The organism is Lysinibacillus sp. FJAT-14745, assembly GCF_001275675.1.
Lineage (GTDB): Bacteria > Bacillota > Bacilli > Bacillales_A > Planococcaceae > Lysinibacillus.
On sequence record NZ_LITM01000003.1, the window covers coordinates 121,439 to 142,725 of the forward strand.

22 protein-coding genes and 1 pseudogene are annotated in these 21,287 nt (G+C 34.4%); 6 read left to right on the forward strand and 17 right to left on the reverse strand.

All coding sequences use genetic code 11. From position 1 onward, the window contains the following. Positions 1-122: 122 nt before the first annotated feature. Positions 123-839: a DUF4386 domain-containing protein gene (locus AMS59_RS06220; RefSeq protein ID WP_053482894.1), complete on the forward strand. Its 717-nt coding sequence runs from the start codon at positions 123-125 to the stop codon at positions 837-839. A 14-nt stretch (positions 840-853) separates the two neighbouring features. On the opposite strand, the gene AMS59_RS06225 is transcribed toward AMS59_RS06220, so the two are convergent. From AMS59_RS06225 to AMS59_RS06250, 6 genes are all read right to left on the reverse strand, one after another. Next, positions 854-1,429 carry a Crp/Fnr family transcriptional regulator gene (locus tag AMS59_RS06225; protein ID WP_053482895.1) on the reverse strand — a complete coding sequence of 192 codons (576 nt, stop codon included), beginning with the start codon at positions 1,427-1,429 and terminating at the stop codon, positions 854-856. Between the two features lie 228 nt (positions 1,430-1,657). After that, on the reverse strand, positions 1,658-3,139 hold the full coding sequence (locus tag AMS59_RS06230; RefSeq protein ID WP_053482896.1) for a malate:quinone oxidoreductase: 1,482 nt from the start codon (positions 3,137-3,139) through the stop codon (positions 1,658-1,660). 477 nt (positions 3,140-3,616) lie between these two features. Continuing rightward, positions 3,617-4,384, reverse strand: coding sequence for a nucleotidyltransferase domain-containing protein (locus AMS59_RS06235; protein WP_053482897.1), 768 nt, complete (start codon positions 4,382-4,384; stop codon positions 3,617-3,619). Between the two features lie 184 nt (positions 4,385-4,568). Further along, on the reverse strand, positions 4,569-4,964 hold the full coding sequence (locus AMS59_RS06240; RefSeq protein WP_053482898.1) for a MerR family transcriptional regulator: 396 nt from the start codon (positions 4,962-4,964) through the stop codon (positions 4,569-4,571). A 6-nt stretch (positions 4,965-4,970) separates the two neighbouring features. Then, entirely contained in the window at positions 4,971-5,288 is a 318-nt protein-coding gene (locus AMS59_RS06245; protein WP_053482899.1) for a hypothetical protein, read from the reverse strand. 220 nt (positions 5,289-5,508) lie between these two features. Beyond that, complete coding sequence (locus AMS59_RS06250) at positions 5,509-5,661, reverse strand: hypothetical protein (RefSeq protein WP_234007697.1); 153 nt, start codon at positions 5,659-5,661, stop codon at positions 5,509-5,511. A gap of 268 nt (positions 5,662-5,929) precedes the next feature. On the opposite strand from AMS59_RS06250, the gene AMS59_RS06255 reads away from it, so the two are divergent. Further along, positions 5,930-6,421 (forward strand): hypothetical protein, encoded by a 492-nt coding sequence (locus AMS59_RS06255; protein WP_053482901.1) that lies wholly within the window; start codon positions 5,930-5,932, stop codon positions 6,419-6,421. A 301-nt stretch (positions 6,422-6,722) separates the two neighbouring features. Here the strand turns inward: AMS59_RS06255 and AMS59_RS06260 are convergent, their stop codons facing one another. Further along, complete coding sequence (locus AMS59_RS06260) at positions 6,723-6,992, reverse strand: hypothetical protein (RefSeq protein WP_053482902.1); 270 nt, start codon at positions 6,990-6,992, stop codon at positions 6,723-6,725. Between the two features lie 639 nt (positions 6,993-7,631). Here AMS59_RS06260 and AMS59_RS06265 point away from each other — a divergent pair. Beyond that, a complete protein-coding gene (locus AMS59_RS06265) occupies positions 7,632-8,009 on the forward strand; it encodes a VOC family protein (RefSeq protein WP_053482903.1) in 378 nt (125 codons plus the stop codon). A 117-nt stretch (positions 8,010-8,126) separates the two neighbouring features. Here AMS59_RS06265 and AMS59_RS06270 read toward each other — a convergent pair whose 3' ends face one another. Further along, positions 8,127-8,930: an MBL fold metallo-hydrolase gene (locus AMS59_RS06270; RefSeq protein ID WP_369814310.1), complete on the reverse strand. Its 804-nt coding sequence runs from the start codon at positions 8,928-8,930 to the stop codon at positions 8,127-8,129. 259 nt (positions 8,931-9,189) lie between these two features. Here AMS59_RS06270 and AMS59_RS06275 point away from each other — a divergent pair, with 259 nt between their 5' ends. Continuing rightward, complete coding sequence (locus AMS59_RS06275) at positions 9,190-9,531, forward strand: BRCT domain-containing protein (RefSeq protein ID WP_053482904.1); 342 nt, start codon at positions 9,190-9,192, stop codon at positions 9,529-9,531. Between the two features lie 251 nt (positions 9,532-9,782). Then, positions 9,783-10,205: a hypothetical protein gene (locus AMS59_RS06280; protein ID WP_053482905.1), complete on the forward strand. Its 423-nt coding sequence runs from the start codon at positions 9,783-9,785 to the stop codon at positions 10,203-10,205. Between the two features lie 270 nt (positions 10,206-10,475). On the opposite strand, the gene AMS59_RS06285 is transcribed toward AMS59_RS06280, so the two are convergent. Continuing rightward, complete coding sequence (locus tag AMS59_RS06285; protein WP_053482906.1) at positions 10,476-11,201, reverse strand: Fic family protein; 726 nt, start codon at positions 11,199-11,201, stop codon at positions 10,476-10,478. A 302-nt stretch (positions 11,202-11,503) separates the two neighbouring features. Continuing rightward, positions 11,504-12,235 carry a LuxR C-terminal-related transcriptional regulator gene (locus AMS59_RS06290; protein WP_053482907.1) on the reverse strand — a complete coding sequence of 244 codons (732 nt, stop codon included), beginning with the start codon at positions 12,233-12,235 and terminating at the stop codon, positions 11,504-11,506. 134 nt (positions 12,236-12,369) lie between these two features. On the opposite strand from AMS59_RS06290, the gene AMS59_RS06295 reads away from it, so the two are divergent. Beyond that, on the forward strand, positions 12,370-13,836 hold the full coding sequence (locus AMS59_RS06295; protein WP_053482908.1) for an amidase: 1,467 nt from the start codon (positions 12,370-12,372) through the stop codon (positions 13,834-13,836). 400 nt (positions 13,837-14,236) lie between these two features. Here AMS59_RS06295 and AMS59_RS06300 read toward each other — a convergent pair whose 3' ends face one another. The 7 genes and pseudogenes from AMS59_RS06300 to AMS59_RS06325 all read right to left on the reverse strand — a co-directional run bounded on the left by AMS59_RS06300 (position 14,237) and on the right by AMS59_RS06325 (position 20,933). Continuing rightward, positions 14,237-16,051: a methyl-accepting chemotaxis protein gene (locus AMS59_RS06300; protein WP_082337407.1), complete on the reverse strand. Its 1,815-nt coding sequence runs from the start codon at positions 16,049-16,051 to the stop codon at positions 14,237-14,239. Between the two features lie 690 nt (positions 16,052-16,741). Further along, entirely contained in the window at positions 16,742-17,440 is a 699-nt protein-coding gene (locus AMS59_RS06305; protein WP_053482910.1) for a hypothetical protein, read from the reverse strand. A gap of 66 nt (positions 17,441-17,506) precedes the next feature. Continuing rightward, positions 17,507-17,599 (reverse strand): annotated as a pseudogene (locus tag AMS59_RS26905) (hypothetical protein); the annotation flags it as partial. Next, complete coding sequence (locus tag AMS59_RS06310) at positions 17,560-17,841, reverse strand: hypothetical protein (RefSeq protein WP_234007698.1); 282 nt, start codon at positions 17,839-17,841, stop codon at positions 17,560-17,562. The pseudogene AMS59_RS26905 and the gene AMS59_RS06310, both read right to left, overlap by 40 nt. Before the next feature lie 398 nt (positions 17,842-18,239). Next, entirely contained in the window at positions 18,240-18,890 is a 651-nt protein-coding gene (locus AMS59_RS06315; RefSeq protein ID WP_053482912.1) for a peroxiredoxin, read from the reverse strand. Between the two features lie 104 nt (positions 18,891-18,994). After that, positions 18,995-20,401 carry a nitrous oxide reductase accessory protein NosL gene (locus tag AMS59_RS06320; RefSeq protein ID WP_053482913.1) on the reverse strand — a complete coding sequence of 469 codons (1,407 nt, stop codon included), beginning with the start codon at positions 20,399-20,401 and terminating at the stop codon, positions 18,995-18,997. Between the two features lie 43 nt (positions 20,402-20,444). Next, positions 20,445-20,933: a nitrous oxide reductase accessory protein NosL gene (locus tag AMS59_RS06325; RefSeq protein WP_053482914.1), complete on the reverse strand. Its 489-nt coding sequence runs from the start codon at positions 20,931-20,933 to the stop codon at positions 20,445-20,447. Positions 20,934-21,287 lie beyond the last annotated feature (354 nt).

Here is a 21,287-nt window from a genome sequence, read left to right on the forward strand (position 1 = left end):
AATGTCGTGGAGATTGCAAGATTCGTAACATTATTTAATATTTTTTATCCCTTGATTTAAGTCAATGCTCCATCATAATCATCCAGTTAAAATAAAAACAACATTTAAAAGGAGGGTTTGGTATGAGTACAACAATACACGGACATTCCAATCGACGAAAATCGGCTTTAATTGGGGGAACAGCTCTCATCATCATGGCACTTGCCGCATTTTTTTCCTATGGTTTTGTCCATGAAAACCTTGTGCTGCAAGGAGATGCTAGTGCCATTTTTAATAACTTAACGTCATCAACTATGCTTTTCAAAGCTGAAATTTTTGGCTGGATGATCATCCTAATTGCTGACATTGTGGTTACTTGGGCGTTTTACACCTTTTTAGAGCCCATTAATAGAAACCTTGCATTGCTCGCAGCATGGCTCCGTCTCACCTATACGACTATATTAGGTGTGGCCATTCTAAATTTAGTCTTTGTATTACTTCTTTCTAATGGCATAGGTAATTTTTCATTTAATATTGATCAACTTCAGTCACATGTCATGTTATTTCTTGAAGCATTTGAAACGATTTGGGCTATTGATTTAATTATTTTTGGAGGACATCTTATGGTTATAGGCTATATTGCTTGCAAATCATCCGAAATCCCTAAAGTCATTAGCATTTTATTATTGCTTGCCGCAATAGGCTATATCATTATTAATGTATTTATCGTGTTTTTTTCACAATATGATGAAGTTATTTCAATTCTTAAACTTATTTTTAATGTACCTATGATTTTAGGAGAGTTAGGCTTTGGTATATGGTTGCTAATTAGAGGAGGAAAAGTCTCTAAAGCTATATAACATCCTCCTAACATTTATTTATTAATTCGTTTCTTAATTCTACTTAAGGATTCTGGCGTAATACCAAGGTAACTCGCTAATTGATGCTGGGGTACACGGTCAACTAAATAAGGTCGTTTCTGTAATAATAATTTATAGCGTTCCTCTGGTGTAGATGCAATATAAGAAGCTAATTCATCTTGCATCTCACCAAAGCTATGCTCTATCATCATGCGAGTCATTGCTTCCAATTGTGTATATTTGTGATACATATCTTTTTCAGTAACAAGATCACCTACTACCAATATGCAGTCCTCTAAACAGGAGAAAGTGTACGAGGATGACTTATCCTGTTTATGATGATTCATATTCGAAATGGCTTGTTCTTCTGTATAGAAATTGGACGTGACTTCCTTTCCGGTTTCATCTACAGCATACTGCCTAATACATCCCTTTAATACAAAATAACATTTAGTTGGCAGGTCTCCTTGCCTTAGTAGGACTGTTCCTTTTTTAAATTCCTCAATTTCTATCTCTTCAACAATCGCTTGTTGTTGTTCTTCATTAAGAGTCGAATACTTCGTCATATACTTCATCAATATTTTTCTCATCTTACTCTCCCTTCAACTTTTTTCATCGCATCTATCATTAATTAATGCTTATTTTAATATATTAGTTAATATGAGTGAAAGTTCTCATTACAGCTTATTTTTTTGCAACACATTCTTCCTCAATGATTTGTGAAAAAAAAATAGAACCTTCATTCCAAAATTAGAATGAAGGTTCTATATTATATTTTGTAGAAACAAATGCTTACATCCTTTGTTTCTACATAGATTTTATTTTAAACGAAGCGCTTCGTCAGTTGATTCATTAATTTTCTTAAGAAGCTCTGGGTTTTCTGCTAATGACTTGCCATAAGATGGAATCATTTCTTTAATTTTAGATTCCCACTCTTGAACATGTTGAGGGAAACATTTATTGATTACCTCAAGCATAACGTGTACAGCAGTAGAAGCACCAGGAGAAGCTCCAAGTAATGCAGCGATTGAGCCATCAGAAGCATTTACAACTTCAGTACCAAATTGAAGTGTTCCTTTACCGCCAGCTTCAGTATCTTTAATAACTTGTACACGTTGACCAGCTACGATAATATCCCAATCATCGCTCTTAGCATTCGGGATGAATTCACGTAGTTCTTCCATACGTTGTTCTTTAGATAGCATAAGTTGTTGGATTAAATATTTTGTTAATCCCATTTCTTTAACCCCTGCCGCTAATAACGTTGTAATATTATGCGGTTTTACAGAAGCAAATAAGTCCATATTTGAACCTGTTTTTAAGAACTTAGGTGAGAAACCTGCGAACGGTCCAAATAGTAATGATTTTTTGTTATCAATATAGCGTGTATCAAGATGCGGAACAGACATTGGTGGAGCACCAACTTTAGCTTTTCCGTATACTTTCGCATGATGTTGTTCAGCAACTTCTTGGTTTTTACATACTAAGAATAAACCACTGATTGGGAATCCACCAATATGTTTCCCTTCAGGAATGCCTGATTTTTGAAGTAATTCTAGGCTTCCTCCACCAGCTCCAAGGAAGACAAATTTTGCTGTATGGTATTCCATTTTACAGCCATCCTTATCGTGCACTCGTACTTCCCATGAACCATCGCTTGTACGTTTCATGCTTTGAACACTATGGTTGTAGTTGATGTCAACGTCTTTATTTTTTAAGTGGTCGAATAACATACGTGTTAATGCACCAAAGTTAACGTCTGTACCAGTGTCAATTTTTGTCGCAGCGATAGCTTCATCTGCTGGACGATCCTGCATAATAAGAGGAATCCATTCCTTTAGTTTTTCTGGGTTATCAGAAAATTCCATGCCTTGGAATAAAGGATTTTTTGTCATTGTTTCATGACGTTTTTTTAGAAACTCTACATTGTCTGCACCTTGTACTAAGCTCATATGAGGTAAAGGCATAATAAAGTCTTGTGGATTATTGATCAGTTGGTTGTTCACAAGGTAAGACCAGAACTGTTTTGAAACATGGAATTGTTCATTAACGTTAATCGCTTTGCTAATATCGATTGATCCATCTTTTTTCTCTGAAGTGTAGTTAAGCTCACAAAGTGCCGCATGCCCAGTTCCCGCATTATTTAATTCGTGAGAACTTTCTTCACCAGCTTTATCGAGCTGCTCAAACACTGTAATTTTCCAATCTGGCGCTAATTCTTTGAGCATTGTCCCCAAAGTAGCACTCATGATTCCGGCACCAATTAAGATAACATCTGATTTAATTTGTCTGTTACTCATTTTTACCTTCCTTATATATTAAGATTTGCAGAAAGGATGTAAAGCTCTCCTGCTTAGATGTCACAGTAAGCCACGGAGTAACCTAGGAGTACACCTTTTCTGTATCAATTATTACCTTATTGCAGTGTATCATAATTACATAAAGATTAAAATATCAACTATCTATATGAGAATTATGTGCATTTTTCAAGCCTTTTCCTTAATAAATCAAGAGAAAAACCTCATTTACCCTCACTAATATACCCAACCTTTATTTAAGTCTTATGGAATAATTGTCCTAAAATTGGCTAGCATTTTCATATAATAATGATGATTTTTTAATTATTATATCTATATAATAACATACAAATATGGAACCAGTCTTGTTTTTGCACCAGCCCCACTACATATAAAAATATACCGAATTTTCCCAATACTTTCTACTGTTATTTTAAAATTATTTCTTTTTTTATTCTGACCAAAAAATCAAATCTCATCCTATTTTTCGACAGAACTTTTTATTTTCCAACCATCTATCTTAAAACCACCCATCTGATTTAATACATGGTTTACTAACTCTTCATATGCCTCCATCATCCTTTGTTTGTCCACTTCTAGTAATGCTTTTAAAAACATTTCTTTAAATATCGAATCAGGAAAAACACTTTTTAGATATTTTTTTAAATATACTGGATCTACAAGATAAGAGTGTACTTGATCGTACGGAATGCTTTCTAACCTTAAGAACTGACAGTACTCAGAAAATAATTTAGCTAATGAGTTAAAATATACAAAAGAGAAATCCACTCTATTTTGTTCAAAACAATCCTTTAAATTGTCTAATGAATCCCATAATGAATATTTTTTTATTTCTAATACTGTTTTATTTAATTCTTCATATTCATTGTTTAGCCAATGTTCAGCTTCGATTTTTAATTCATTAAGTATTCCCGTGTCATCAAATAAAATCTTTCCTGTAATAATTTGAACCATGGACATTGTTCTTTGGGTTTGATAATCCCCTTGAAAGTATTTACGAATTTGTTGTGGTGGATTAGCAAAATATTCTATAAGAAAACCATTTATATTTCTGTTCCCTCTCTCTCTCCAATCAACATCATCAGATAAAATAATATGTACATCTATATCAGAGCGTCTAGAAGGATTTCCTGTTATGTAACTCCCACATACAAGTGCCCCTACAACATCATTTCGGTTCTTCCAATCTTTTAAAAACTCATCAAGCGCCATTTTCCATTCTTCCATAAAATTATCATCACCTTTCTTTAATATATTCCAGGTATTTTTAAAAAAAACCTTTAACTCTATAAATGAAAAAACACAGCCTTATTAGCTGCGTTAAATTATAAAATATTATCTTTTTTATTGATGTTCCACTTTTCTCTATTGTTAGTTAGCGCATTTTCCACATTCTCTTTAGAACACCCATCTAGCCTCTATTTTTTTCTAGTAGCTGCTCCATTTTATGATCGGCACGTAGTAAAACTTGCTTTATTTGTTTAATCTCATTTTCTCTTTGAATCATCTGCTTATACTTATTTTGAAATAATATTTTCAGTTGTTGAACGTTTTGAATTTCCGCTTCTGTCAATTCATCATTTTCATCAGTATTTTGTGACCATTCAAAAAGCATTTTAATTTCTTGAAGTGAAAAACCACATTGCTTTAGTTTAAGAATTGTACTAATGATTTCAATATGATCCTCATTATACTCACGATGTTTGTTTTTTATTTCCGGATGTAATAAGCCCATTTTTTCGTAATAACGGATTGTATCTTTACTAAGATCAGTACATGTAGCAAATTCACCGATTTTTATGACCATCACCTACTATTCTATAAATTTATAAACCATTAATAGCAGGATACAATGGAAAATGAAGCGAACGATATGGTGACTATATCTAAGCTGTTTATTTGTTAATAACCCTTCCGCAACTGCTAGTACATGTAATAGTACAAATTCAAGGATTAGCAACATCAGCACGAGCGCTTTGTTTGGTAAAAATATCGTTACAAAAATACTGATAGATAAGACCACAAATAAGAATGTTCGTATTTGATATCCATTCTCTTTCCATTGATGCAAGCCTGCAACCCCTGTTAATACTGCGTATAACCCTATCAATACATAAGTAATAATATCCATTTACATCACCCCATTCTTTTAATACATTCACTTTAAAAGATGGAGTTAACTCCATGTCAACAGATTTTAATCGAAAGAGCCACAATCAATCCTCTAGAACTACTACCTATCGTTAGTATAAGAAATATACTGCTGTTGCTAATTAATTCATAAAGCCAATTCAACTATGAATAAAAGAGTCTTATAGCCATTCTCTGTGCCCTAGAAAATACATTTTTACTTATTTGAAAATATCAGCTAAACGGTTTTGAATAGACTCTGGCAATAGTTGAAAGAACAATCCTTCATATTTGATATCGAGTATCCCAGCAATGAAAATAATAATAATGATGCATAGTAAAAGAGGTTTCTTATTTTTAGAAATCCACTTCAATAGGCTCCCCTCCTCTGAAAAAATAACGTTTATAGTTTGCAAATTAAGTATATATTGATTCATGTAATATAGAAACCTAACCTTTTAATATTAATATCACTCTCTGTCACCCAAATTGGAGATGTTACATAAATTAAAATGATGCTGTATTAAAGTACTTATTATAAGATTGCTTTTTTGAATTCAAATCAGTTCCTTTGGGTAAACAATAATCAAAGCTTTTGTCTCACCAATGATCGATTTAGATTTAATAAAGAAAGGAATGGCTATGGTAAATTTTAAATCATTTCGAGGAGTCGTTACTCAGATTGATGATTTTCCGATCGGGCAAAATGGAGAAAAGGAAGGTTGCTATAAACTTATGACGGTAGAAGATAGTACTAGGGGCATCGTCAATTTTGTTGTCTCACCTTCTACTTATTTTGTAAATCAAGAAATTGTAACAATCGGTGATCAGATTACTGGATATTATGATGGGGACGCACCTGTACCTTTGATATATCCGCCTCAATATCGAGCACTCGTAGTCGTAAAGGAAAATAACTATCAAAATGTCAAAGTCGACTTTTTTAATAACCAATTAGTGAGTAGTGATGGCCAATTACAACTAAATCTTTCTGCTTATACACTTATCTTGCTTAAAAATGGGCAGCCTTTTTCAAAAAGCCCAGCAAATCGAAACCTAATTGTTATCTATGGACCTACTACAAGAAGTATTCCTGCACAAACTACACCGTATAATATAATTGTTTGGTGTTAATTAAAAATGTGGCTTTACCCTCATGTGCGGTTGATCTTCGTTCCGACTGGAAGCTTTACATGATCGACTATATTTATGGCATCTGTTTTTAATACAAAATTTAAACCGAATGTAAAATTATAAAATATTTCCCAGGAAAGGTACTCAATCACCCAGGTATTAAGCTCATCTTCGCAATATTCCACATAAAAAATCGACGAACAGTGTATTTACTGCAAACAAAAAGAATAAAATTAAGCGGCTTAAGTCCTTTAGATTATAGGGCTTAAACCGCTTAAAGCATTATTTTTATTTCTTCTATCTACTGTTTGCCTTGCATTTCGTGTAATTGCTGCTTGATCTTCTCTAAGTATTCTTTATTTTGTTGGACTGTATCCAAATGCTCACCAAATTGCTTTGCATTCATGAATGCATTTTCTGCATGTTCGATTTGATTGAAAGCATGCTCAATCGCTATCTCCTCCGGATGTGACTTTGCATGCTTCAACAAACGCTCTGCCTTTTGGACAGAGTTCCCAAACAAAGTGCTTGGATGATCCTGTTTCCAGCTCATATCTGAGTGCTTAGCCAATTTTGCCTCTTCCCTTCGTGCCAATTTAATAAATAATCTAGACAGGCGTGTTGATTAGGAAAAAATAAGTTTATTATTGAGCGATAAAAGGATTTTTTCGTTACCACTTTGCCAATATATTTCCATTTTAACTGATTGTAGCGTAGGGCTACTCGACTCCCGCGGGAAAGCGAGACAGACGAGACCCTGCACGGAGCGAAGCGGAGGAAGCGGCTCGACGCTCGCCCGCAGGAAAGCGAGTAGCCCGTAGCGGAAATCAGCCTCTTTGGATGTATAAAAATGGTTAATCAACACACCTGTAATCTAGATATAGTATTGGACAATGTGCAGAAAATATGTACGGATGAATTAACTAATATCTAAGTAATCTAAAATTGACTATATATACATAATCAAAAGAATTAAGAAAAATTACCTATTCATTACCAAAGATATTCATTTGAATCCAAGTATTTGTTAAAAATAAAAATTTACTTGTGGCTCAGTTTTACCTTCTCAAAACGAAAAAAATAAGCACTGAATGCTTTTCTTATAGTGTATTATTAAGTCGATAGCCACAATGCCTACTGATTGAAGCCTTAATTATTATTACTTCAGCGCAATCAGGACAAGTTTCATATTTGAAAGGGGATAATCTCATTGGAAATGAATATGATTCAAAAAGTCGGACAAATCGGAATCCCAGTTAAAGAATTAGATCGAGCAATACACTTTTATAAAGAAAAACTGGGGCTTTCACTTTTATTTAATACTGATAGCATGGCATTTTTTGATTGTAATGGATTGCGTCTTTTGTTAAGCCTGCCAGAAAAAGACGAATTCATTTATTCTAGTTCAATTATTTATTTTCAAGTTGAAAATATGAGCAAGACATATGAGGATTTAGTAAATAAAAATGTTACGTTTATCGACGAACCACATGTAGTAGCAAAAATGGGACAAACCGAAACATGGATGGTATTTTTTAAAGATACAGAAGATAATACTCATGCATTCATGAGTGAGGTACAAGTTTAAGAAAAAAAGAGACCGTCTAAAATGGTCGGTCTCCTTTAATGAGCCTTTTAATACTTCACTTTCTAGAGTTAATCGCACTCGATTCGGTCCTTCAAGTATATTTCCTCTAAAGCTTATCTACTCCACATTTTCTTTAGCCATCTTCTTATTGTCAGTATGGATGCTTTTCATTCCTTCAAAAAATGGATACTCTAGACTTAAATATCTTTCTAACTCTCCATTATCATGAAGAAGCTGCTCTAAGTAATACTTAGAATCGTTTATCCTTTTTCGAATTTCCTGTTGATTTTGTGTTGTTAAACCGTGTCCAGGTATATGGGTCGTTATATGATGATTTAGCAAAATATTTTCAGCTTTATTGACCGTATTTACATAGTCTTTATAGTTGCTAAAAATGAACGGGAACTCAATATCTGACAAATAATCGCCAGAAAGAAACAGACCATAAGGCTCAATAACTGTAAATAAACCATCATTCGTATGACCAGGTGCTTGATAAAATGTTATGGTTTGGGAATCTAATTCTAATTTATGCCCATCCTCTGAAACAATAATATCTACAGTTGGATAAACAACTGAATAGTTTCTATTCAAATAATATCCTTGGTCAAACTGTTTAATTTTTTGAATGCTGTCTTCTTTGTTAGGATTTTCATCAAATTGTTTAGATGCAATTACCTTAGCTTCTGGGAATGCCCCAGACCCAATAATATGATCAAAATCGCTATGTGTGTAAATAATATATAATTGTTTATCACCTATAATCTCGTTGATATAGCTCTTAATTTCTTCAATTTCAGTAGGTAACCAATTAGGATCTGTCATAATTACTGCTTCATTAGTTTCAATGATTGCCGAGGTAGTCATATATAATACGCTTTGAAAAACTGTAATATTTTCTTTTTGGAATTGAATCACCATGAACCATCCTTTTCGCCTTATTTTTCTCGTGCTAATGAGCTAGTTTTTTGAACAAGAACTTTTATTTTTTTGTCACTCTATTCTATAGTTCGAGTAACATTTACAATATCCTTCTTTTGGAAAAAGTACGCGAAATCAATTTATTTTTCACATACTCTTAGTTTTATATCTGTTGATACAAGTAATCATGAAGAAGAGATCTATATGATACTATTCTCCATGAAGGTAGAAATCTTTCATTTCATCAAGGAGAACCAACATGAACAACAATAAGGACAACACAGAAGTCATCTTACTTTCTGCCCCATCCGAATGCTTGATGCATCCGTTTTATAATAAACAAATCGTCTTTACTGGGGCCCTTTCCACTATGACACGTTCAGAAGCTGCGAAAAAAGTACGAGCTTATGGAGGGATTATGCAAGGGACTTTGACACAAGAAACCGATTTCGTTATTCTTGGGGACAAACGTCGCGGTATAAGTACGAAACAATTAAAAGCCGAGAAATTGATTAGCCTCGGCCAAGACATTCAAATTATTATTGAGGATGATTTTATTTGGCTCATTTCAATGCAAAAAGAAGATCTGCCTCCAATTTAAACACCATTTTTAATCCAACTCATCTAAAAAGGTATGCAAAACAACTATGTTCACATACCTTTTCACCTATTTTATTCCCTCAAACTATGATAATAAATCTAAATGATTTTAATTTGAAAGCTCACAATTCCAGAAGAACTAGAACAGTTGACTAAACAAGTTTAATAAAATAACACGGCTTAGTTTACTACACAATCAAAGCTCTAATATAGAACATATCTTATAGTATCCTAGCAAAAGGAGGTGATAAAATGGCGCAAGTTCTTGATTACCAAGCAACTGAACCTCTAAGTACGTTTAACCCAAACACTGCTTTTCCAATTCCACAGGCTCCATTTAGAGTTCTTTTAGCTTCGATTCAAATAAACATTCCAGGCACCGCTTCAAGAAATAATCACGTTGAGCTACTTGCAAGCATCGGTGTGGCAGGAGTTACAAATATTTCCCAAATTATATTTAGAGTCTTCCGTAACGGGAAAGAAATCTATAATACTCAAGATGGCGTAGAATCTGCTGGTTCAGAACAAAATTACATCTTTACATTCCAAGCTATTGATTCCAATTTACCAGCTGGCACTAGCTTCTATCAGGTTTTTGCTGAGAATATTACACCTAACACACAAGCAAACATTGTTGGACCAGTTTCTTTTAGTGGCCTGGCAATAAAAAGTTAACGATATAAGCTCTTACTATGCATCTTGATTATGTATATGCCCCGTGCAAATTTGTGGCATACATGATCGATTTTTTTAAGAGTGTTGATCGATGAACTGAGATGCATGTTTTAAAACATTATATAAGGATTAAAAAAAATAAGCTGTATAGAAGTTTTTAAAAATCAAACTTTCTATACAGCTTATTATTTCATTTACATACTTTTAGAAAGGCTCTTTTCTACTAACTTCTATCAGATTTTCGCTGAGAATAACGAAGGTTTTCTATTTTTACACTGTGCTTAGATAAAGGTTTAATGAAGATTCTACTTCCGTAGCTACTAGCTCAATAAAATCACGGTAATCTTCAGTTGTATGTGCTTTATCTAACGCATTATAATATGCTAGTCGATTTTCTACTTTAATAATAATTGGCGGATATCCTGATTTCATTAACTCAAGGTTTAACAATAATCTCGAAGTTCGACCGTTACCATCAATGAATGGATGGATGCCGACAAAAATCGCATGCAACATCGCACCACGTTCTATTGGATGTAAACTTTGCGCATCCCCATCATACCATTTCATTAATTGATCCATCTGTTCTTGAATCTTGATCGCCTCTGGTGGTGTATGGCCTGCTCCCGAAATAAATACTTGCTGATTTCGGTACACGCCCGCATACTCATCATCAATTCCCTTTAACACTAATCGATGTAAATTTTTTATTTGCCACTCTGAAAATGGCTCTTCTTTTCGCACAATTTCCTCAACATACGATATTGCATCTCGATGGTTAATTACTTCTAAATGCTCTCGCATCGTTTTGCCTCCGACAGTAATTCCCTCAAGCACTACCTTAGTTTCGTTTATCGTTAGCGTATTACCCTCGATTGCATTCGAGTTATACGTCCATTCTAAAAACAACTTTTCGCGCAAACTTTGCACCGTATATTTCGGTAACGGTCGCTTAGCATCCAATGCCGCCTTCTTTTCATCTATTCTTTCAAACACAATCTCACCACCTTTTATTGTTAATTAAATCTTACTTGAAAAGTTAAATTTATTATAGTTTAAACCCTATTTACATTTTCACTTCTTTTAAGCAAACGGTCGGTTAAACGATATTAAAGGAGCTCAATAAATTGAAACAGGCTGAACAATCTTTCAAGTAATTCGATAGTATATCAGGATAGGGCTATAAATAATCATTTTAAGTTTTTCTAACATTGGATGCGAGGGGTCTGAAAGGTCAAGAAGGTGGGATTGTTGGTTAAAATAGCACTCAGTTTTTATCGATTGGCAACATCTTATTTTTATGCTCGAAAGCTTTCTGCATATTTTAATGCAAGCTGCGTTCGGGAAGTTACTTGAAATTTTCGATACAAATTTTGTAGATGCTTCTTTACTGTATTTTCACTGACATATAAACAACTGGCAATTTCTGCATTTTTGAATCCCTTACATAAATACATTAACAGCTCTTTTTCACGTTGTGTAGTTTGCAATGTCTCGTCTGGCTGAACATATTGATGTAATAAATATACATTTTCAATCGACCGTTTTACATACAATAACTTTCGGCTATCCTGCTCTGTAAATGGTGCTTCCCCTTTCTTTCGTAAAAAGCCAATAGCCGCTGTTGGCTTTTGCTGATTGTACAGATACATAACCATTTCATCTATAAAATCATTTAATTGTAAAAAGTGCTCAACATAATACCGTTTTTTCTTCATTGATATTACTTCATTTCGTTGCATTAATTGAATATCGGGTTGGTTTTGCATATTCACTGGGTGTAGAGGATCATAATATTTATATTCATGTAGATAATTTTGTACCGTATATGTCTCTACATTGAAACAGGCAGGCTGTTCATTTAACTCGCCATCTGCCACTTCCCAAAATAACGTATGCTCATATTGAAAACATTCACTCAATACTTGCAACATATTCAATTTAAAGTCTTCGCCTGTTTGTTGTATATTCATATTCGAAATCTTAAACGTTGCGTCTAATAAATACTCCACCTCTTTATGCTCATACAATATTACTTCCTCCTATTTTCTATTTTAAACTCATATATTCTCGTTCATAACGCATTATCCTTTTGGGTAGTATTAATTTCTTTCATCTCAACTTAAAATGAATTTGTAAGTCAAAACTATAATGAGGTGATCAGATGAATTTACAAGAATATGCATCATATGATGGTCTTGGATTAGCGGAGTTAGTAAAAACAAAACAAGTGACACCACAAGAGCTTACAAAATTGGCGCTACAAGGTATTGAAAAGGTTAATCCTTCGATTAATGCCGTTGTAAGCGTGTTAGAGGATCAGGCTGACAAAGCGATTTCAACTTTAAATGATAATCAACCATTTGCAGGTGTCCCATTTGTAATTAAAGAAGTTGTACTCCATGCGGAAGGTGTGCCACATAGTATGGGCAGTCGTGTTGCAGAAAATGCTGTAATGTCTGTCGATAGTGAATTAATGAAACGATTTAAAAACGCTGGTTTTGTGTTAAGCGGTACAACCACAACACCAGAGTTCGGCTATAATGCCGCAACGGAAGCTGTCATTTATGGGCCAACACGTAACCCATGGAATCTAGATCATAGCCCTGGTGGTTCAAGTGGCGGTGCAGCCGCTTCTGTCGCAAGTGGTATCGTCCCAATCGCGCATGGTAATGATGGAGGCGGATCCATTCGTATTCCTGCATCATGCAGTGGTGTCGTTGGCTTAAAGCCTTCACGTGGTCGCGTGCCAATGGGTCCTTATAATAGTGAGGCATTAAATGGGCTAGCCATTGAATTTGCGCTGACAAAAACCATTCGTGATACCGCTACATTACTGGACCAAGTAGCTGGGCCAGACTTAGGATGCTACTCAATTATTCAAAGCCCAGATATGCCTTACAGTAAAGCCATTCAGCAAAAGGTACGTCCACTAAAAATCGCCTGGACAACAGAAACAAATTCTGGTGCATTCGTTGATCCGGAATGTATCGAGGCCGTACATAAGGCCGTAAAATTATTAGAAGAGTTAGGGCATGTAGTAGTCGAAGCTCGACCTGTTTACGACCAAGCACTATTTTCACGCGCAACAGTAGATATTTGGACAGCGAATATTTGTAAAATGATTATGGGGGCAGCAGAATTAACAGGTAAAACACCCTCACGCGATAATATCGAAGCAGCCATTTGGCAATGCTATGAATATGGCAAAGACTTAAAAGCTAGCGCACTTTTAGAAGCCATTAATACGAATGCACTTGTATCACGTCAAGTAGCGACATTCTTTGCAGATTATGATGTGCTTTTAAGCCCAACAATTGGCACATTACCAGCGAAAATTGGCGAGCTAAATGCGGATAATCCAAATATCTCGGCGATTGAATGGACAGAGCAAATTTTCACATACGCGCCGTTTACCAATTTGTTTAACGCAACAGGTCAACCATCGTTATCATTGCCGCTTGCGATGAGTGCGTCTGGCTTACCAATCGGGCTGCAATTTACAGGACGCTTCGCAGATGAGCTAACCCTTCTACAGCTTGGGAAACAATTAGAAGAATCTGTTCCATGGAAAGATCGTAAACCACCCGTACATGTGGGTGCAGAAGTTGCGGAAATTGCGACAACATAAAAAAAGTAGGTACAAGATTTTTTCTTGTACCTACTTTTTTCTAGTTTACGGACATGTACAATATTTAAAACGTTGCCATATCAACAATTTTTTTTAATGCTAATCAAGGAAATTGGTGAAAAGTACCCCCACTAAATGAAAAAATACACCCTTTTTAGATACCTACAATGTTTGCTCCTATTCTCTGATGATTTTATAGAATGAGCTCTTTTTTTAGTTCTAACTAGGACATAAATTGAACCCCTTCGTTTCACTCTTGCTACCTGTTAGTTGGATATAACCATTTAAACTATTTCTTGTAGCCATTGCTCAAATGCTATTTCCGTTTCTATTTACATCTACAATTCTACTCATGATACGGTTCTCCGTAACATGTCTAAGTGAGGTTTTAACAAGTAACCTACTTTACACGGAAACGGTCAACACTCTGTTTCAATTCATCCGCCAGCCCATAAAGCATAGCTGCAAAATTGGCTACCTCTTGCATGGCTGCAAGTTGTTCTTCTGATGAAGCGGCGATGTGAGCGGAGTCGGCTGAAGATGAATCTGCGATACCCTCCAGCACTGTTAGTGAAGCTGCAACTAACTCACTTCCTGATGACAGTTGTTCCGAAGCAGCAGATACTTCGTCAATCTGATCGGACACTTTCTGAATCGACTCCACGATCGAACTAAATGTTTGCCCTGCCTTATTCGCAATGTGTGTACCTGCCTGGGCTTCTGTCATTGATTTATCCAAAGAAACCACTGTTTTACTCGTGTGATCGCTGATGCCGTGGAGTAGGTCAGTTATTTTCTCCGAAGAGATTTTGGACCGTTCAGCGAGTATACGAATTTCTTGAGCCACAACAGCAAAACCCTTACCATGCTCACCTGCTCGCGATGCCTCAATCGATGCGTTAAGTGCAAGCAAATTGGTCTGATTAGCAATGCTACCTATCAATGTAACCATTTCACTAACTTGATCGCTTAATTTCTTCAGTCCATGGATTGCTTCGACCGATGTTTTCAAGTTTTGTTCAATTGTGCTCATTTGAGCAACTGTTGTTTCTATATCCTTCATTCCTGCATTTGCGCTATCTGCTGTAACCGAAGCCAATTCTGAGACGACGGAGGATGCATCTACGATTTTATGAATACCCATTCCCATTTCCTTCATTGATTGTTGACACTCATTAGTATGGCGAAGTTGTTCATCTAGCCCAACAGCAATGTTTTGAATGGCACCTGTGATTTCTTGTGTAGCTGCTTCGGTCTGGGCAGCGCTTTCTTGTAATTGAGAAGAAGATACAGCAACTTCATTCGAAGAATTTTGTATGTTATGGGTCAATACCCGAAGTCCGCTAATCATCTGATTAAATGAATTTGCAGCCTTACCAATCTCATTATGGTTCAGTACAGGAATTTCAACGGTTAAATCGCCTTTCGAAGCATGTTCAGACACTTCAGCTAAACGTGCAAGCGGGCGCAACATTTTACGAAGAATGAATACAACCAACCCGATTAACATAAGTACAAAAAAAATACCAACCGTGATATTCGTCCATAGAATCCGTTGAAGTTCCTTTTTAACAATCCCGTAATCGAAATCGACACCTAACAACGCAACTGGTTTCCCGCTTCCGTCATTAATCGGCGCTAAATACGAGATGAAAGTTCCACCTTTATCAGTGTAAACATCAGTTAATGTGCTTCCGTTTCTCATTGCATCTTCGTAACTTTTAAGAAATTCCGAATCTATTTCATATAACGTACCTAACTCTTCAGCATATTCAACTGGATCCCGACCATATTCTGAGTTATATAAGTATTCTTTGCCATCCTTCTTGATAATGTCCGGTGTTAATAAATAGACATCCGCTACCATATGATTGGACTTCATAGAATTCAAAATATTGGGGAGTTCCTCGAATGGTTTTCCCTCCAATGGTTGATGCTCAAGAATTGTCTTCGTTGCTTCGGCAACAAGAGGTTCATTTTGTTGAGTTATGGATTTGAATACTTTTCCATATTCATCAAATTGGTGAAAGTACGCCCCACGTTGATCGCGTATGGACAGGGAAATCATTAATCCGATAACGATAATTATGAGGGCGGAGAGAAATAACGAGCTCGTAAATACTAAACTTCTAGATTTTTCTTTTTTAGAGCGCTTAGTTGTCCTCCTGGTATTTAATAATTTTTTTCTTCCAATCAAGGGAAAACCCATTTTCATTCCACCTCCTATTTTAGCTTTTATCTATAATAATACACATAGTTACGATTAGATCCCCGCTTCACGCAAATATTGTAATCCTTTTTATTGTGGTGGGGGGCTTAATATTCATAGTAATACACTGTTTCAAATCAACCAGTTATACATAAGTTATACATAAATTATACAATTATAAAATATTTGGAGCAAAGTTTATTTTAGTTCTCCCTTTATCCCTCGTATGTTCATCAAAGTTAGCAGCAAAGGTATTGAGCCATATTAGAAAATAATCTAAATTTTCTTTACTTGAATTTTCGCTGTCAGGAAAGAGCCAGGGTTTTCTATAACAATTTCAGCCGGATAAAATTTAATAATAATTGAAGATGTATTTTCATAATCTCTATGTGTCATAGCATTATACATAGCAAAAGAAAATAAAAACAGCCCAACTAATCTCTTAGCTAGACTGTCATCTCACAGCTTTTTTCAACTTTATTAACAATTAATCGTAAGTAAATTAGATACCTCACTTACTTATGATACGGTTCACCCTATTAATCTAAGTGCGGTTTTGATTGCAAACTAAATTACTATTATTCGTTAGTCCCTCTTTTAACCAAACAACAATATTTCTCAAACATTTTCATTGCTACTAGCGATAACATGAGCTGCCTTTTCATCGTTAGAAAAAATTAGTACAAATTAATTTAATCATTGTGCCATTAACCAATCATACCATTTTCCAGTTTGCATATTCACTCCATACCAATCTAGTGTAGCATTATGAGTACCATTATACTCGTACACTTGGAAAATGTAATCTGGTCCTTCTGAAGTAGGTGATAATGAAAGTGCTTCGCGAAGAATTTTTTCTGCTTGCTCTACTGTCACACCTTGGGGATTGCCCGCTTTTTCCACACTATTATTGCCAAGTCGTAACCTAGCATCAATTCGATCTTTTCCTGTGTTTGCTACTTCTGTGATTGAAAGAGAAGCTGATTGACTATAAACGTTCTTAACATCAGTGCTTAATCGATTATATTTTTTGTTTTCCATACGATATAAAAACGTAACGATCTGCGCACGTGTTAAGTTATTTTTATAACCGAACATGCTTAATACATCTTTCATATCAACAGTGCCTTGTCCTGTTGAAATACCTGACTCAAGTAAAAAATTAACGGAATTATTTAAACTATACATAGACATGCCTTCCGATAAATACGCTAATGCTTGCGCTACAACACCACGTTTTACAGCTGTATTTCGGATTGAATCATCAAAATAACCATTCATCGGCACCGAATAAGTAGCTAAACGATTGTAAAAATCATCTGACCATGATGTGTTCGCCGTATATTTGGGCAATTGTTTCGTTGTGTTTTCTAATCCAAAATAACTTACAATCATTTTCGTAAATTGTGCTTCTGTTACGTTATCATTCGGACCAAATCTCCCATTTTCGTAGCCTCCGATAATTTTTTTATCTTTTGCCCACTCAATAGCTTCATACGCATAGTGATCTGTCGTTACATCTGAAAACGAACTTTTTTTGTTGTTAATTGATATTTCCCTAAATTCCCTTGAATAAGTATAGATTTCGATGATGTGTTTTTAATCGTTACCGCTAGCGTACTTGACACTTCGCCGTCCCAGTTTGCATATTCAGAACTTCCTTGATCGACTGTTTCTTTTGTCTTCAAGTTTTTCCAAATGGATGTGTGATCACCATCTACTATGAAATGATAGATGATAGGTATGTATACACTTTTACCAGGTTGCAGCGTTAGCTTTACCTCTCCTTTTTCCAAAACAATTTTCCCGTCATCCCATTCAAACGCGTGTACATCTTTCAATGGCATCACGCTTAGTACAAGGAAACATAAAAACATTGATAAACATAGCTTACCTCTATGTTCAGAATAAACCCTCCAGAAACTTTTTTAGATATTTAGTAAAATACTAAATGACCTAATATAATACAATATTTGGTGTATTATATTAGGGAAATAAAAAACACGTATGGAGAAAGTTAACAATCACTTTATCTACACGTGCTTCACGACAATATAAGTTGAACTTAAGAATCCTGCATATTGCACTTATTACATTTTTTCATAATATCAATACTCTACTTATGTATATATCTTAATTTTGGATTTTAGTTATGTTTATATTCAAAAAGTTATTTTGTCCTTTATAATTTTTATTATTCAGCCTTGTTAATTAATTCTTTCATCAATGCCTCATTCATTGGACCTTCGATGATGTCAATCATGTTGCCTTTGGTATCAATCATATAGGTCGTTGGCAGCGTAAATACTTGATATTTACTACCTACAAACCCTTCTTCATCTAACAATACTTCAAAAGTTAGTCCATGTTCTTTCACAAATTGAGCAACCGCTTCTTCCCCTTTATCCTTATTTGTTACGTTAACCGCTAAAATTTCAATACCTTGATTTTTATACTCTTCATAAATCTTTTGCATATGCGGCACTTCTTCTCTACAAGGTGGACACCATGTTGCCCAAAAATTTAAAATTACCTTTTTTCCTACATAATCCGATAAACGTACTGTTTCACCTTTTACAGTTTTCAACTCAAAATCGGGTGCTACATACTCTACTTGATATGTAGTATCCTCTTTTTCATTAGTAGATGCTGATTCGGTTTTTTTAGCTGTTTCAGCTGTTTTCACAGTTTCTTTTTCATTACCAAGAACATTTATTACAACTATCGTTATTAAACCCATGATAATAATAATGGAAATCAGATTCTTAACCACGAATGTAATACCTCCAATTTTGTAAATTAATAAGGAATAAATGATAAAACAGATTGTTTCAACTAATGACACAAAGCGAAAACTCCTAACGTGATTTGTCTCAACAACAAATACGATACATGAGTTTTCGCTTTTCTATCCGTCGCAAATGGTATTTAAATTTTTGTTATTTAAAATTACTGCGCTACTTTATCAACCTCGTATTGATAATTCATTCCCTTATTATTCGTTTTCGTATATTCAATGATATTTTCTAATTTTTCAGCTACTACATTTTCTTTGCCCACACCTAGGTAGTTTGCTGCACTTGATAAATCTGTAAAGTGGAAAAGATTCCAACCCATGATTCCTTTGGCTGTTTCACTCTTATTAAATTTTACAGTTACTGCATTTTCAACTGCAATCCAGTTATTTGAGCGTGGTGCTGTTGCACTATAATCACGAACATATTTATTAGTAAATGCTATACCATTTGCATGTTCTTGATGATACATACATCCAATTCTACAAAAATAATGTGTAGTACCTTCTTGGTCAATTGCTTTGGCAGAATACACTTTATTTGGGTCAGTGTTATGAAGATCCATACGACATACTTCACAATGTACACCCGTTTGTGTTACTTCTGTAAATTCAGAAATTCCATCGATTGTAATTGTTTTTACTGCTTTATTCCCCATTTTATCTTCAGCATACACTGTATAAACGCCATTTTTTAGTGCGATAATTTTATCCTTTTGATTCGCATTTTGTAATGGTGCTATTCTTGAACCCTTATCAACGAAGTATTCTACACCTTTATTTCCATATGCCCATTTTTGATCTTGAATCCCAGTATCATCAGTAGTTGAAACTTGTATTTTTTTACTTACTGCTGTTACATCACTTTCAGGTATTGAAAGTGTTATTACTGGTGTTGTTTTATCGATATTTGATATTGTGATTGATTTTGTTCTTTTATTACCATCATTGTCTAAAGCATAAACTGTATATGTTCCATTTTCACTTACTGTAAATGAGTTATCTGTCAATGTTGTGCCTACATTTGAAAATTTTTTTGCTGGCTTTGTACCAATTGCCCATTTTATCAAGGTCACTTCCTTGTTATCTGTAACATCTACATTCACTGTAACATCTGTATTCGTTGGCTTTGTTGTGCTCACATTTAATACAATACTTGGTGCTTCTTTATCATATTTTTCCTTGGCACTAGTTTTAATTGTATTTAGTTCAACCTTTTTTAATGTTACATTGTTTTTTGTTTTATAAGCGTTAATATATTGATCTGCGTCTGCTTCTTTTGAGAAATAAATATTTTTTGAAGTATTAGTTTTAACAATCGTTATCGAATCTAACGCAACCCACTTTTTTGTACTATAATCCTGAACTTTTTTTGTTAGTGTAACTCCTTCATTTAATTCATCATATAACAATGAAAATACATTCTTATAATAAACTACTTCTCCATTTTTAATAGCTTGGACATTTGTAGTTCCTGCAAATACAGTCGAATTTTGATTACCACTTAAAAATGCTACTAAAATTACACATACAAGCAATCCAAATTTTAAATATTTTCTCATTCTATATTTTCCTTCCAAAATTTATTGTGTTTTTAAAATATACTTATTGATATTTCTCAATACTCTCTTTTCGAACAGTTTTAAACGGGACAATCTTTGTACCTGAATGTTTGGCTATATATTTCTTCGCATCAGTTTCTTTTTCAAAATATATATAGCCATCATCCATTGGTGAAGCTAGTGATGTTTTAACATAAGTCGCCTTTTCAGCTTGAACCCACTTCAATGTTTTGTAATCACGAACATACTTTTTATTTTTTGTTTTACTTTTTTCTTCATCGTATAAAAGACAACCGATGTCGTCGTAATAAACCACCTTCCCTTTCTTTTTAATTGCCTGTGCCGCAAAAACACCCATTTTATCTTTTTTTTGGTAAACAACCATGTTACAAAATGCGCAATTTGTATTATCAGGTACATCTTGTTCTAAACTAGACTTAGCTGCCTCAGCACTCATTTTGTGCTTATTGTCGATAAAACCTACAGAGATGATACTTAACAATATAATTCCTAATGCAAATAGTTTTTTCAATGTTTACAATCCCCTTTCAATTTCCAATAATACAGAATAAATGTGAAATAAGATGAAAGAAATTGTGAAATAATAGAAAAAATTCATCAAAATAGAATTCGTCATGATAAATTATTTAATATGGGACATTATCGTAATTTAGGGTCGTCATTATAGAAATTCAACAATTTTACAGTTTACTAAAGTATAAAAGCGAAAACTCACTTATCGTAATTGTTGTAGGGACAAATACGTTCGGAGTTTTCGCTTTGCGTTATCAGTTTATTAAATTTATTTTACCACTAGCGTCGCATTAAAATAATTCCACGCTAATATTTAAACTGAATTTTCTGTAATATATTCCAGGCACGAAAA